Origin of the sequence: Mesorhizobium sp. M0207, assembly GCF_040321995.1 — a bacterium.
Taxonomy (GTDB): domain Bacteria; phylum Pseudomonadota; class Alphaproteobacteria; order Rhizobiales; family Rhizobiaceae; genus Mesorhizobium.
On the sequence record NZ_JAMYSQ010000010.1, the window covers coordinates 39,205 to 52,501 of the forward strand.

Genomic DNA, 13,297 nt, shown 5'->3' on the forward strand with positions numbered 1-13,297 from the left:
TTCTCCACTTGTGGGAGAAGGTGGCCGCGAAGCGGTCGGATGAGGGGTGCTCCAGCTTGGCACCGACGGCGATCCGTCCAGCACCCCTCAACCGTCTCGGCGCTGCGCGCCGATCCACCTTCTCCCCCAAGGGGAGAAGGGAAGCTCGCTAGCGTCCCGGGCGCCCCGTCTTGCCGGGGCGGCGCTTTTCACGGCGGGCGTCGGCCGGGTCTTCGTAGGAGCCGATACCGCTGCGCTGGCGGACAATGGGTTTGGCGGAATCGTTGCGTTCCTTTGCGCCCCCCTCTGCCCTGCCGCGCATCTCCCCCACACGGGGGGAGATCGGCTGTGGTTTCGCTGGCACCTTTCCTTCGACCGGCTTTTCCGTCCGCCGCACGGTCATCTCGTCGAGCGAGTTCTTCTTGAATAGCGGCTTGGTCGGTTCGCCCGGGATGCCGAAGTCGGAGCCGTGCGCCTCTTCGGCCGACTGCTTCTTGAACAGCGAACGCGACACTGCGCCGGCCGGGGTCGGCATATCCGTGCCCGGCCCCATGGCGTCGAGCGAGGGCTTCGAAAACAGCGGCTTCTTCACCGGCACGGCGCCGTCGGCGCCCATCTGGTCGAGTGCCGGCTTGCGGAAGAGGTTGGGCCGGGCCGCCTCTTCGGCCGAACGTGCCTCGTCGAGCTTGCGGAAACGCTCCTGTTCCTCTGATGTGCGATGTTTGGCCACGCCTTTGTTGTGCTTGCCCTTCTCGCGGCCCGAGACCGGGCTTTCCATGTCGGCATATTTGGCCAGCGGATCGTCGGAGATGGACAGCTCCATCTCGCGCAGCCGTTTGATCTCGTCGCGAATGCGGGCGGCCTTCTCGAAATCGAGATTGGCGGCGGCGTCGCGCATCTGCTTGTCCAGGGCGTTGAGATGCGCCTTCAGATTGTTGCCCATCATCGCGCCGGCGCTGTCGGTGAACTGCGAGATATCGGCGCGGACATGGTCCTTCTCGTAGACCGAGTCCAGGATGTCCGAAATGCGCGACTTGACCGATTCCGGGGTGATGCCGTTGGCCGCGTTCCACTCCATCTGCTTTTCGCGACGGCGGTTGGTCTCGGCCATTGCCCGCTCCATCGAGCCGGTGATCTGGTCGGCATAGAGGATGACCTTGCCGTCGACGTTTCTGGCGGCGCGGCCGATCGTCTGGATCAGCGATGTCTCGGAGCGCAGGAAACCTTCCTTGTCGGCATCGAGAATGGCGACGAAGCCGCATTCGGGAATGTCGAGGCCTTCGCGCAACAGGTTGATGCCGACCAGCACGTCGAAGACGCCGAGGCGCAGGTCGCGCAGGATCTCGATGCGCTCGAGCGTGTCGATGTCGGAGTGCATATAGCGCACGCGAATGCCCTGCTCGTGCAGATACTCGGTCAGGTCCTCGGCCATGCGTTTGGTCAGCACGGTGACCAGCGTGCGGTAGCCGGCCTTCGTGGTTTCGCGGATTTCGCCGACGACGTCGTCGACCTGCGTCTTGGCCGGGCGCACTTCGACCGGCGGGTCGATGAGGCCGGTCGGGCGGATGACCTGCTCGGCGAAGACGCCGCCGGACTGCTCCATCTCCCAGGCGCCGGGCGTCGCCGAAACCGCGACGGAGAGCGGGCGCATGGCGTCCCACTCCTCGAAGCGCAGCGGCCGGTTGTCCATGCAGGACGGCAGGCGGAAACCATACTCGGCCAGCGTCGCCTTGCGACGAAAGTCGCCGCGATACATGCCGCCGATCTGCGGTATGGTGACATGGCTTTCGTCGATGAAGACCAGCGCATTGTCGGGTATGTATTCGAACAAGGTTGGAGGCGGATCGCCCGGCTGGCGGCCGGTCAGATAGCGCGAATAGTTCTCGATGCCGGCGCAGGACCCGGTCGCCTCCAGCATCTCCAGGTCGAAGCGGGTGCGCTGCTCGAGCCGCTGCGCCTCAAGCAGGCGGCCAGCCTTTTCAAGCTCTTGCAGGCGATACTTCAGTTCTTCCTTGATCGACTTGATGGCTTGATTCAAGGTCGGGCGCGGTGTGACATAGTGCGAATTGGCGTAGATCTTGACGCTCTTCAGCTCGCCGGTCTTCTGGCCGGTCAGCGGATCGAACTCGGTGATCGCCTCGATCTCGTCGCCGAACAGCGAGATGCGCCAGGCGCGGTCCTCGAGGTGGGCCGGGAAGATCTCGATCGTGTCGCCGCGCACCCGGAACGAGCCGCGGACGAAATTGATGTCCTGGCGCTTGTATTGCTGGGCGACGAGGTCGGCGAGCAGCGCGCGCTGGTCGAGCCGGTCGCCGATCTGCATCTGGAAGGTCATCGCCGTATAGGTCTCGACCGAGCCGATACCGTAGATGCAGGACACCGAGGCGACGATGATGACGTCGTCGCGCTCGAGCAGTGAGCGCGTCGCCGAATGGCGCATGCGGTCGATCTGCTCGTTGATCGAGGATTCCTTCTCGATGTAGGTATCGGTCCGTGGCACATAGGCCTCCGGCTGGTAATAGTCGTAGTAACTGACGAAATACTCGACGGCGTTTTCCGGGAAGAATTTCTTGAACTCGGAGTAGAGCTGCGCGGCCAACGTCTTGTTGGGCGCCAGGATCAGAGCGGGGCGCTGCGTCTCCTCGATCACCTTGGCCATGGTGAAGGTCTTGCCCGAGCCGGTGACGCCGAGCAGCACCTGGGTGCGGTCGTTGCGGTCGACGCCTTCGACGAGATCCTTGATCGCGGTCGGCTGGTCGCCGGCCGGCTCGAAATCCGAGACCATCCTGATGGCGATGCCACCTTCGGATTTCTCAGGCCGGGCAGGGCGGTGCGGTGTCCACAGCACGCCGTCCTTGTGCAGCGGATTGCCGGATTCGATCAGCGCCGACAGTGCCGCGACGGTGGCAGTGACGCCGCCCGAGGCCATGGTCTCGGCCTCTTCCAGGGAGACATCGAGGCCAGCGACAGGATTGAGACCGGCCGCGGTACGCTCCCGCGCCGAAGCCGCGCCGCCCATCGAGGTGCCGCGTGCCGTACGGCCGGGGGAAGAGGAGCGTTCGGGGATTTTCTTGGCAGACTTGGCGCCTTCCCTCCCCCTCGAGGGGAGGGTGGCGGCGGAGCCGCCGGGTGGGGTCGGTGCGGCAGTGCTCGGCGACCCTTGATGCCGAGCGCTTCCTTTGCCGACCCCCTCTGTCGCCTTCGGCGACATCTCCCCCTCGAGGGGGGAGATTTGACGCCCTTCCTTCTCGGCTTCCTGCTCGATCTGTTCGGCCCAGTCGGCGATCGAGCCGGTCAGCGGCGCGCCGGTGAACTCGGCCTGCGGCGCCTCGGCAAAGCCGCCCTTGTACAGGGGCTCCGACGCATCGAGGAAATCGGTCAGCGGACTGCGCCGCTTGGGCGGCGAAGCGCGCTCGTCGTTCGCCGGCGGCGGCGTTTTCTTGTCGGAGAGTCTGGCCATGGCCCCGAATATGGGAGGTATCGGCCAAAATGGAAAGAGCGGAGTGGTGAAGGGTGCCGCGCGCAATTTGGCTGCTGACAGCAGGTTGTCAGGAGCAACGTCGAAGTGCGCCGCTCAATTAAACCAAAGCGCGAACGTCAGAAACCCGGCGCCGCCAAACTGGCGCTGGATCTGGTTGAACTCCTCGCTGGTGAGAGTCTTGCCGCGCTCGAGATAGGGCGCGATGGCCGGGCCGGTGATCGACAGCACCAGGTCGAAGGTTTTTGGCTCATCAAAGAAGCGCTTCATGTTGATGCCTTTGTCGGCGCTGCGGAAATGCGGCAGCAAGGTGCGTCCCTCCAGCAGATCCTCGGCCATATCAAGGGCGGCGAGCCAGGCCTGTACCTGCTGCTCACCAACTTCGAGACCGGTCAGCGGGCTGGTGCCTTTCTGCTGCGGCCCGGGCAGCCATTCGCGGTCATTGTCGGTTTCGGCGCGGATGGCTTTCCAGTCCTCGCGCGACAGCCGGATCATTTCCATGAGATGGCGGCGTGCCGCTTCCCGGCGCTCAGGCTCGACCACTTGCCAGTTAATGAGATGCACCAGGGAGATAAAGTCGGCTAGTCGCCATTCGGACGTCAGGATGCCGCCATTCGTGCCACCGTCCAGCGGCACGAGCCTATCCTGCAGCGGCAGTTTTGCGCGCGGGAACAGCATGTGGAAGGAGCCGTCGAACGTGTTTCTGAAATCATGCGCCAGCCAGAAGTCGGCCTGCGCCATCAGGAACTCGGCATAGCCCTGCAGCCAATAGCCGTCGGCGCGGTCGAAGCGGAAGGTGAGGGCGGGTGCGGCCGCGTCTGGCGCACCACCGCCGCGTGACAGAGACGCCATGATCGCGGCGGCGCTCTCGTCCGCCGCGATCGTGCCGTCCTCGTTGAGGTCGATGCCGAGGCGGGTGAGGTCGATGACCATGCCGATGTCGGCGTCGGGGGGTACCGAACCGAGCGTGGCTGCGGATTTCTCCAGCCGGTCGCGGAAGGCGACGAGAATGGCGCGGAATTGTTCGTAGGTCAGCGGCTCGGGATTGGCATTGTCCGGCACCGGCAGCCGCATCAGCGGCAGCATGAAGGATTGCGGGCTGTCGAAACCGTGGCGGTGCAGGCCGCCGGCCAGGATCTCCAGCGCGGTGAAGAATTCGCCGGCGCCGGCGGCGTAGGCGGCTGCCGGATCGCCTGGCGCGGCGGCTTCCAGAGCGGCAAGAGCGCTGTCGCGTTCGGCTACGATTTTTGCCTCGAACAGGGCCGCCGCTTCGGGAGCCGCGGCGCTGGGTGAAGCCAGCGGCAGGAGAAGAATGATGGCGCACGCCACCAGCCTGGAAAAACGCGTCATCGTGATCGCCCCTTTGTCGCTCCGCAGTGGATCATACACGCATTTGGTTCGCTGCGCCTGTGGCCTGCGGTTCACCCACAACAGTCGACGCTTCAATCAATCCGGCGGACGGTCTACACAAGGCAAACGATTGGGCGTCGCGTGTCGAACTATCCGCTTTCCTACAAACTGTCGTGGCTGCCGCGTTTTCTCCGGCCTTCGCTCAATGGCGACGCGCGCGGCTTTGCTCCGGCGGCCGCAGCCCTGCTCGAACCACTGCCGGCGCGGACGGTGCGGCTGGCTTTCGTCGGCGATATCTCGGCGGTGGCCAATCGCCGCGCGCCAGACTGCGATCCGGCGATTGCGGCACTGCTTGCCTCGGCCGATCTGGTGGTCGGCAATTGCGAAAGCCCGGTGGTGGAGCGGCGGAGCGCTGTTTGGGGCACCAGGCTCGGCACGCACCACGCGATGAGCGAGCGGTTCCTTGCCGAGGCGCTGGCCGCCGCCGGCATTTCGCGTGAAAAACTGGTGCTGTCGCTGGCCAACAACCATGTGCTCGACCAGGGTATTGCCGGCTTCGACGAGACCGTCGCCGCGCTGGAGCAATTAGGCATCCGCACGATCGGCAGTGCGGCTCCGGTCGAGCGGTTTGCGGTTGGTTCGCTGACCATAGGCCTTGCCGCCTTTACCTTGTGGCGCAATACCGACGAGGCTCAGTTGGCGGGCCGAGTCTCGATGCAAGCCGATCCGACGCAATGGCCGCACGCTGCCGTTTCGGGTGTCGACCTCCTCTGCGCGGTGCCGCATTGGGATTGGGAATTCCGGCATTTTCCACGTGCGAAGACGCGGGCAATGGCGCGACTTCTGGCCGAACATGGCGTCGGCCTGATCGCCGGGCATCATGCCCATGTCGTGCAGCCGATCGAGCGGATCGGCAAGACGCTCGTCGCCTATGGGCTCGGCGATTTCATCGGCACCGCCTTCGCGCGCCAGCCATGGCCCGGCCGCATCGGCGCCATTCTCGTCGTCGACATCAGCGACGATCCCGGCACGCGCGGGGCCATCGCCGCCTACCGGCTGCATGCCTTCATGCGGCTGCGCGCCGGCGATCACGAGCGGCTGATGCCGGTTGAAACGCTGGCGGGAAAATCCAGGCAAAGGGTTCTGGCCCGCCTCGATGCGATCTTCGGTGCCGGGCGCTGACAGCTGCGCTGACGCGGTCCACCAAACCGGCTATCATGCCCAACGCGGGCGGGCTTGTGGGGCGGGTGGGTGATGGAAACTGCGGATTTCATGCCGAGCGAAGCGGTGATCGCCGGCCTCAGGAAGGACATCGAGGCCTACGAGGCGCAAAGGGCTTCGGCCTATCGCCGGACGCGCTGGCGGGTGCCACTTTTCATCGGATCGGTGGTTGTCTTCGTGGCGCTGGTGGCCTGGCTCTTCAACGGGGTTGCCGACCCCAACGAGCAGTGGTTCTCGACCCCGCATGTGTTCCTCTATATCGGCGGGTTCCTGGCGGCGATCCTGCTCTATCTCCAGGCGATCAGGCCGGCGCGCAAATTGCAGCAGACGTTCCGCAACAGTTTGCTGCCGATCGTCTTCGGCTTCATCCAGGACGTACGCTATCAGCATGGCGTAACGCCGAACTCTTTCGATCGGCTGCCGCGCGAGACGATTGGCGTGTTCAACCGTTCGTATTTCGAGGACGTCGTCTCCGGTCGGTATGAAGACTTTGCGTTCGAGCTCTATGAGGTGACGCTGCTGGAGAGGAACGGCAAGACCACATCTCAGGCGTTCAAGGGCGTCATTATCGCGTTCGACACCATTGCGCCGTTCCCGGGAATCTTGGTGGCGGCGCGCCGTGCCAATATGGTGGTAGGTTTCTTCCGAGGCATGTTCGGCAGCAAGACGGAACAACTGTCATGCGGCGTACCCGAACTCGACGCCGCCTACGAGTTCCACACCGACAACATCGAAGCGGCGCGGCCGCTGGTGACCGGCCGGCTGGCGCAGGCGCTCGAATGGCTTGGCGAAACATGGCCGAAGGAACCGGCACGCGTCGCGCTCAACGGCAGCGACGGCTTTCTGCTGCTTCCGCAGACGAAGAACTTCTTCGAACTGCCGGACATCTCTGTGCCGCTCGACTATGCCAAGCATGTTGCGCCGATGATCGCCGACATGGCCACGATCCTGGCGACCGCGGCACTGGTCCGCAAGATCGGCGTGAAGGATGTAGAAGCCGGTTGAACTAGAATTCAGCCGTCAGCAATCGAAGCCATAGTTCTGGTGATAATAGTCGGCGTCTTCCTTCGACATTTTTTTGAAGAGAACGCAGACAGTGAAACTTCCCACCCGGCGGCCGTTCTTCATGTAGCCCCAGTCGGAAATATCGTCCCGGCTGAATTCGATCTCCTGGCCTGCCACGACGTTGTGCACGGTCTGCGGCTCGTTGTCCAAGGTTCCTGCGAATCCGGCCGCCGTCCGGTGGAAGGGAAAGACCCAGAAATGTTCAGTGGCGTCCCCGTCCCTGACCACGACTTTCAATTGGAAGTCGGCCGTTCCGGATGGCGGTGCGTCGGCCAATACCAGGAAGTCGTCGAGACTGGCACGCGCCTGCTCGATAGCGGCCGCCATCTCCGGATCGTCGCCAGCTACGCTGACGACCTTGTCGTCGCCTTGACCAGGAGTCTGCGCGTCGGCTGATGCCGGAGCAAACGCAAGCAACAGGGCAAGCGCGATACGGGCTGCAAGCTTCATGATGCGACTGCTTTCGACATTTTCGCCAGACAAACCGGATCATCGTTCGCCGAACGTCTGATTGGCAACTGGTTTTTGTCTCCATCAGGCGCTATTCCTGGGGCAGTGGGGTGGGGCTATGGTCGAAGAACGCAAGGGGTTTCGCCTGTCGCGGCGGCTGCTGCTGGGTACGACCGTGGTCGGCGGCGCGATGCTCTGGGGCGGCACGACCGTGGCGCGGCTGGCGCGCGGTCCGTCGGGGCAGAAGAATTCCGGGCGCATCGCCGACATTGACGGAATCGACCTGGCGCAGAAGCCGCTGGAGGGCCCGCCAGCCTACGATCCGGCGCTGCCATGGCTGACCAAGGGCGGCAACATCAACGATGCCAGCGGCCTGTCGATGACACCGGTCTACGGCGTTATCGAAGTCAGCGAGGAAGACCACATCGCGAGCGCGCTGGCCTTTGCCCGCGCCAATGGCCTGAAGGTCTCGGTCGCGGCGGTGCGCCATTCGATGGGCGGCCACGCCTTCGACGACAACGCGCTGGTCCTCGACATGCGTAAATTCAACAAGGTCAGTATCGACCCGGCTGCAAAGACGATGACCTTGCAGCCGGGCGCGCGCTGGCACGACATCCAGAACCTTTTGCACCCGCGCTTCGCGGTGAAGGCGATGCAGTCGACCGACATCTTTTCGGTCGGCGGCTCGCTGTCGGTCAACGCGCATGGCATGGACCACCAGGCCGGCTCGGTCGCCGGTTCGATCCGATCGATGCGGGTGATGCTGGCGGACGGTTCGGTGACGACCTGCTCACCGGCCGAAAATACCGAGCTGTTTCGCCACGTCGTCGGCGGCTACGGCCTGTTCGGCGTGGTGCTGGAGGCGACACTCGACATCGTCGACAACGCCGTCTACCGGACCTCGCGCGAGATCATAAAATCGGACGATTTCCCGACGTTCTTCGCCGAGGTTCTGGAGCCAAACAGGGCGATCGGTCTGTTTTATGGGCATCTGTCGACTGCGCCGGGCAATTTCCTCGAGGATATGATCGTCTACCGCTATGACAAGGTCGCCGACCAGCCGCCGGCCGACCAGCCGGCAATCGGTGAACCGGGTTCGGTCGGGCTCAAGCGCGTGATCATCAACCTGGCGAAATGGGGCAGCCTGTTCCAGGAGCTGAAATGGTTCACCGAAAAGACGCTGGAGCCGCAATTCGAGAGCTGCACGGTGGCGCGGACGACGGCAATGGGCGAGGGCGAGGCCTGCCTGGTCACCCGCAACAACCCGATGCACGATTCAGTGCCCTATCTGTTCAACGATCTGCTCGACGAGACCGACATCCTGCACGAGTATTTCATCCCGCGGGCGGCCTATAACCCGTTCATCGCGGAAGCGCGCGAGATCCTGCGCAACCAGACCCTGCCGGTGCTCAACGCGTCGGTACGCATCGTCCACAAGGAGGATGTGGCGCTGAATTATGCGCCGGAGCCGGCCTATTCGCTGGTGCTCTACATCAATCAGCCGACAAACGCTGACGGCAATGCCAGGATGCGGGCGCTGACAAGGGCGCTGATCGACGTGACGATCAAGCATGGCGGGCGTTTTTTCCTGCCCTACCAGCTCCACTACACAGGCAAGGAGCTGCTTGCCTCCTATCCGGAACTGCCGTCCTTCCTGGCGAAGAAGCTGCAATACGATCCGGGCGAGCTGTTTTCGTCGATTTTTTATCGCGCCGTCAAAGCACTGATCGGCACGGCCTGAAGCGGCGGCTACAAACCGTCAGGCAGCTTCGCCGCCAGCCAGTTCGCCGAACGCCTGGCGATGCCGATCGTTGCCGATGCGGCGCGGCCGAGATCGGTCTTGACCACGGCGTAGCCGGCCTTCGTGCGGTAGACCACGGCGCGGCCGCCATCGACCGCCGCTTCATAGGCGACCGGCCGGACGGCTTCCGTTTCCGTCGCCGTGGCCTGCGTTCCGACCGCAGCACTGGGCCGATGGCTCAGTTCCGGTGGCAGCGGGTCTGTCGCTGCGGTGCTGGCCGTCGTCAATTCAGGCTCGGAAGCGGTCGCAGCGAGCTGCGATGACGAAGACGAGTTCTGTGTCCGGCAGATGCCGGAGACCAGCGGATAGTCGAAATTGCGCTCGTGCAGCATCTGGCTTTTCATCGCCGCTTCGCATTCGGCGATGGTCGACCATTTGGCGGGCGTCTCGCCGATATATTCGCAAAGCCTGGCGTCGCAATCGCAGCCGACGATGGTCATGGCGACAAGGGCGGTCTTGATCACGGTCGTGTCCCTCCGAGTTGCCTGGCACATGTGCGCAAGACAACGTGTCTACGGCATCATCAATCGTTGCGGAACAAGGCGGGATTTGGCCGCGATTGTGGAATGAGCGTGACGGAGCATCACGCAACGTCCTGCCGAGGCCGACTGTGACCGAAAGGCCTCAGTAATCGTAGACATGCTCGAGCCTGGCGCCCGCCGTCATCAGCGCCGGCAGCACGATGTGCAGCTTGCGCACGGCGACGGTCAGGCCGGTGCGGCGCGTCGAAGGTTGCGCCGGAAGCGGGTAGCTGAACAAGGTGCGTGCACCTTCGGGAACATTGATCTCGTCATTGGAAAGCATGGTGACCATGATCTCGTCATTGCCGCCGATCTCGACGATGGAGACGCCCTTGCCGATCAGGCGCGGGATCATGTCGGTGAACACCTGATAGCGTCTGGTGACGAAGATCGCGCCGTCGGCGCCGAGATCGCGCTCCAGCAAGGTGTCGGGTTCGTTGCGCGTCACCTCGCCGACCGGACCCTTGGCCCAGACATGAATATCGAGCAAGGCGGGATCGGTGGTGGCGGCGAGCGCCGACTTGATCAGATCGGCATAGCCCTGCTTGATCGTGTCGGCGAGGCCGAAAGCGAGCTTGCGTTCGCTGGTGCGGACGGCGCTGTCGTCCGCTGCCGGCTGGACGGCAAACAGGCCGGCACGCTTTTCGGCATAGGGAAACTGGTACCACGGCACCTGGTCGAGAAAACCGGCATAATCGGCCGCCACCTTGGCCTGGTAGATGTCGACGGCGGTGCGCTTGCCGGCTGTCGCTTCGGTGACGCGGCCGATCGTATTTTCATAGGCCCACTGGATGGCGTGCTCGATCGTGTGGCTGGTGCCGATGACCACCAGCATCTGGTGGTTGTCGAGGTTGAACTTGTAGGTGGAGCTGGCGCGGATGACCATCGCATAGTCCTGCCAGAAGCGGCCGATATAGGAGAGATAGGGAAAACCGCTCGGCTGGTTCTTGTCGACGAAGCCGGCATATTCGCGGGCGGCGTAGACGATGGCCCACTCCGGATAGGTAAGAAAGGTCGATTCCTCCGGCCGCTGGTAGCCGGGGATCTCGGCACGGATCTTGTCGGCCAGCGCCTTTGGCGGGGCACCCTCGGCGACGCCCGGCAATGGCGTTGTGTCCAGCGACGGCGTCGTGAGAAAGCCGTAGGCCAGCCCGGCGATCGGGATCAACACGACAATGACGACGAGCCAGAGGATCGCCTTGATGATGCGCTTCAGCCAGCGGAACAGGAACATGGCCGGTCAGGCCGTGGCGAAATGGTCGTACACACGTTTCGACAGCCAGAACCCGACGTAGACGGCGAAGCCGCCGATGAAGATGTGCGGCAGGTTGGCGAAGAAGCGGGCCGGGAATTCGATGTCGTTCAGGGAGCGGAAGCCGTTGATGAAGATGCCGCCATCGAGGCAGCCGGAACCGGTGACCAGGCCGAGCACGCCGTCGAACAGATAGACCGAGCCGAACAGCTTGAAATAGAACACCGCCTGGCGGTGCGAGATGAAGGCGGCGGCCAGCGCCCAGACGCCGGAGAAGGCGTGCAGCAAATCGTCGTACCATTGCAGCGAGAACAGGCCGAACAGATTGCCGCCGGCGTCGTTGAAAGCCGGCACATAGCCGATGGCAACAACGCCGAAGAACAGGAAAGCATAGGCAACAGCAAGCTTCTGGATGAGCGTCATGAAATGTCCCCCTGCCGTCAGCCCCTTTAAACGGCCCCCGACGACAAATGGATAGTAGCTGATTTTGGCGCAGCGTGAAGCGTCGCCGGCAAAATCGTCAGGCGGGGCCACAAAGACAGTCGGCGCCGGGATCTCTCCCAGCGCCTCCCTGTCAGATCAGGACACGGTCGCGGCAGCAACTCCCGAAAGATGTCGCGCCATGCCGGCCTTGATTTTGACGGTCCTGCCAGTCGCCACCCGAGGGCAGCGTCCGTTCCGGACCACGCCGGTCCCCACTCTTGCGAGCTTTGCCCAGCGCGCCATCGAAGGTTTTTGCCGTCCTTCATGGCAGCATCGGTCCGCCGTCGGCGTTCGCACGCTTTCCGCGGCCCCGTAGGTCTCGGCGTCCATCCCTCCAACAAGCAAGCCTGTTCTCGTTCAGGGCCGTACGGGCCTCAGGAAATCCGCCGTTCCGCTTTGCCTTTCGGCGTGGCGATCGGTTGCCGCCTGAGATGGGTTTTAACGTACGTCGGATAAGCGTTCGGCGGAACTGCCGCATGCCTGTGGATAGCGGGATTATCGGGGACTGACCCTGCCAAAATAGCGACTTTCCGATCTCTGCCGCCGCCGGTCGGGATTTGCCGCCTCGATGCCGAAGCCGCATTGTCGGGTAATCGACCCTTGCCCCGCAGGCCGGCGCGGGCTTCAATGCCGGCAAATGATTGGAAGGCGTGTTCGATGGCCTTGGGGAGGCAGGCTTGAAGGTCGCGGTGGTTCTCAATCCGATCGCCGGCGGCGGCAGGCTCAAGCGGCATTGGCCCGAGGTTGCGGCTTCGCTGAAAAGACATTTCGGCGATTTCGAGCTGCGTGAAACGCAGGCCGAGGGGGATGCCGAACGGCTGGCGCTCGACCTTGCCGCCATCGGCTTCGAGCTGGTGATCGCGGCCGGCGGCGACGGCACCGCCAGCGAAGTCGCCGACGGGCTGCTGAAGGCTTTCCGGGAAAGCGGCCGGACGGCCGAACTCGGGCTGCTGCCTTGCGGCACCGGCATCGACTTTGCCCGCGGGCTCGGCCTGTCGAACAATGTCGATCTGACGCTGAAGCGGATTGCCGAGGCAAAGCCGCGCAAGGTCGATGCCGGCTGCATCAGCTATGTCGACGACCATGGCGCACTGGCCAGCCGCCATTTCATCAACATCGCCAGCCTCGGGCTTTCCGGCGCTACCGACCGTGCCGTCAACGCCGACAGGCGCAAGGGCAAGGTTTCGGCCAAGGCACTGTTCTACTGGCGCACGGTCTGGGAATTCCTCCGTTACCGCTTCCAGGAGGTTGCGATCACCATCGACGACGGTGCCCCGGTTGAGGCGCGCATGGCATTGGTGGCGGTGGCCAACGGCAAATTCTTCGGCGGCGGCATGATGATCGCGCCCGACGCCGAGCTTAACGACGGCGAGTTCGACATCGTCATCCTGCGCGCCGCCGGCAAGCTGAAGCTGATCTGGGACATCCGCCTGCTCTATGGCGGGCGGCACCGCAACCATCCTGCGATCACCATCCTGCGCGGCAAGAAAGTGGTTGTCGAGCCGCTCGGCGATGTGCAAAAGAACGCCGCGCTGATCGACGTAGACGGCGAATCGCCGGGTCGCATACCAGCGACTTTCCAGATCCTGCCCGGCGCATTGACGCTGAGATATTGAATCAAGGTGTTGAGACTTTGATTCAGTTGACTGCGGCTCTGGTTCCGGCGATCTCTCCAATCGACTGAAATCGATTGATAA

Annotated in this window: 10 protein-coding genes; 4 read left to right on the top strand and 6 right to left on the bottom strand. The window is 63.7% G+C overall.

The features are described 5' to 3' along the window. Positions 1-148: 148 nt before the first annotated feature. Together uvrB and NKJ15_RS15485 are read right to left on the bottom strand one after the other, a co-directional pair. On the bottom strand, positions 149-3,439 hold the full coding sequence (uvrB, locus tag NKJ15_RS15480; RefSeq protein WP_352816063.1) for an excinuclease ABC subunit UvrB: 3,291 nt from the start codon (positions 3,437-3,439) through the stop codon (positions 149-151). Positions 3,440-3,553: 114 nt separating this feature from the next. Beyond that, positions 3,554-4,807 carry a hypothetical protein gene (locus tag NKJ15_RS15485; RefSeq protein ID WP_352816065.1) on the bottom strand — a complete coding sequence of 418 codons (1,254 nt, stop codon included), beginning with the start codon at positions 4,805-4,807 and terminating at the stop codon, positions 3,554-3,556. 141 nt (positions 4,808-4,948) lie between these two features. On the opposite strand from NKJ15_RS15485, the gene NKJ15_RS15490 reads away from it, so the two are divergent. Further along, entirely contained in the window at positions 4,949-5,989 is a 1,041-nt protein-coding gene (locus tag NKJ15_RS15490; RefSeq protein ID WP_352816067.1) for a CapA family protein, read from the top strand. 72 nt (positions 5,990-6,061) lie between these two features. Beyond that, on the top strand, positions 6,062-7,033 hold the full coding sequence (locus NKJ15_RS15495; RefSeq protein ID WP_352816069.1) for a DUF3137 domain-containing protein: 972 nt from the start codon (positions 6,062-6,064) through the stop codon (positions 7,031-7,033). A 15-nt stretch (positions 7,034-7,048) separates the two neighbouring features. Here the strand turns inward: NKJ15_RS15495 and NKJ15_RS15500 are convergent, their stop codons facing one another. Then, positions 7,049-7,543: a YegJ family protein gene (locus NKJ15_RS15500; protein ID WP_352816071.1), complete on the bottom strand. Its 495-nt coding sequence runs from the start codon at positions 7,541-7,543 to the stop codon at positions 7,049-7,051. A gap of 118 nt (positions 7,544-7,661) precedes the next feature. On the opposite strand from NKJ15_RS15500, the gene NKJ15_RS15505 reads away from it, so the two are divergent. Further along, positions 7,662-9,284 carry an FAD-binding oxidoreductase gene (locus NKJ15_RS15505; RefSeq protein ID WP_352816073.1) on the top strand — a complete coding sequence of 541 codons (1,623 nt, stop codon included), beginning with the start codon at positions 7,662-7,664 and terminating at the stop codon, positions 9,282-9,284. Between the two features lie 8 nt (positions 9,285-9,292). Here NKJ15_RS15505 and NKJ15_RS15510 read toward each other — a convergent pair whose 3' ends face one another. The 3 genes from NKJ15_RS15510 to NKJ15_RS15520 form a co-directional block, all read right to left on the bottom strand. Then, on the bottom strand, positions 9,293-9,808 hold the full coding sequence (locus NKJ15_RS15510) for a hypothetical protein (RefSeq protein ID WP_352541029.1): 516 nt from the start codon (positions 9,806-9,808) through the stop codon (positions 9,293-9,295). Between the two features lie 160 nt (positions 9,809-9,968). Beyond that, a complete protein-coding gene (locus NKJ15_RS15515) occupies positions 9,969-11,099 on the bottom strand; it encodes a hypothetical protein (protein WP_352816076.1) in 1,131 nt (376 codons plus the stop codon). Between the two features lie 6 nt (positions 11,100-11,105). Next, a complete protein-coding gene (locus tag NKJ15_RS15520; protein ID WP_352690658.1) occupies positions 11,106-11,540 on the bottom strand; it encodes a hypothetical protein in 435 nt (144 codons plus the stop codon). Positions 11,541-12,277: 737 nt separating this feature from the next. Here NKJ15_RS15520 and NKJ15_RS15525 point away from each other — a divergent pair. Further along, positions 12,278-13,216, top strand: coding sequence for a diacylglycerol/lipid kinase family protein (locus tag NKJ15_RS15525; RefSeq protein ID WP_352816078.1), 939 nt, complete (start codon positions 12,278-12,280; stop codon positions 13,214-13,216). The last annotated feature ends 81 nt before the right edge of the window (positions 13,217-13,297 follow it).

Excerpts from the sequence above, each read along its gene's own strand:
- uvrB (WP_352816063.1), bottom strand. The coding sequence starts at position 3,439 with ATGGCCAGACTCTCCGACAAGAAAACGCCGCCGCCGGCGAACGACGAG.
- NKJ15_RS15485 (WP_352816065.1), bottom strand. The coding sequence starts at position 4,807 with ATGACGCGTTTTTCCAGGCTGGTGGCGTGCGCCATCATTCTTCTCCTG.
- NKJ15_RS15495 (WP_352816069.1), top strand. The coding sequence starts at position 6,062 with ATGGAAACTGCGGATTTCATGCCGAGCGAAGCGGTGATCGCCGGCCTC.
- NKJ15_RS15500 (WP_352816071.1), bottom strand. The coding sequence starts at position 7,543 with ATGAAGCTTGCAGCCCGTATCGCGCTTGCCCTGTTGCTTGCGTTTGCT.
- NKJ15_RS15505 (WP_352816073.1), top strand. The coding sequence starts at position 7,662 with ATGGTCGAAGAACGCAAGGGGTTTCGCCTGTCGCGGCGGCTGCTGCTG.
- NKJ15_RS15515 (WP_352816076.1), bottom strand. The coding sequence starts at position 11,099 with ATGTTCCTGTTCCGCTGGCTGAAGCGCATCATCAAGGCGATCCTCTGG.
- NKJ15_RS15520 (WP_352690658.1), bottom strand. The coding sequence starts at position 11,540 with ATGACGCTCATCCAGAAGCTTGCTGTTGCCTATGCTTTCCTGTTCTTC.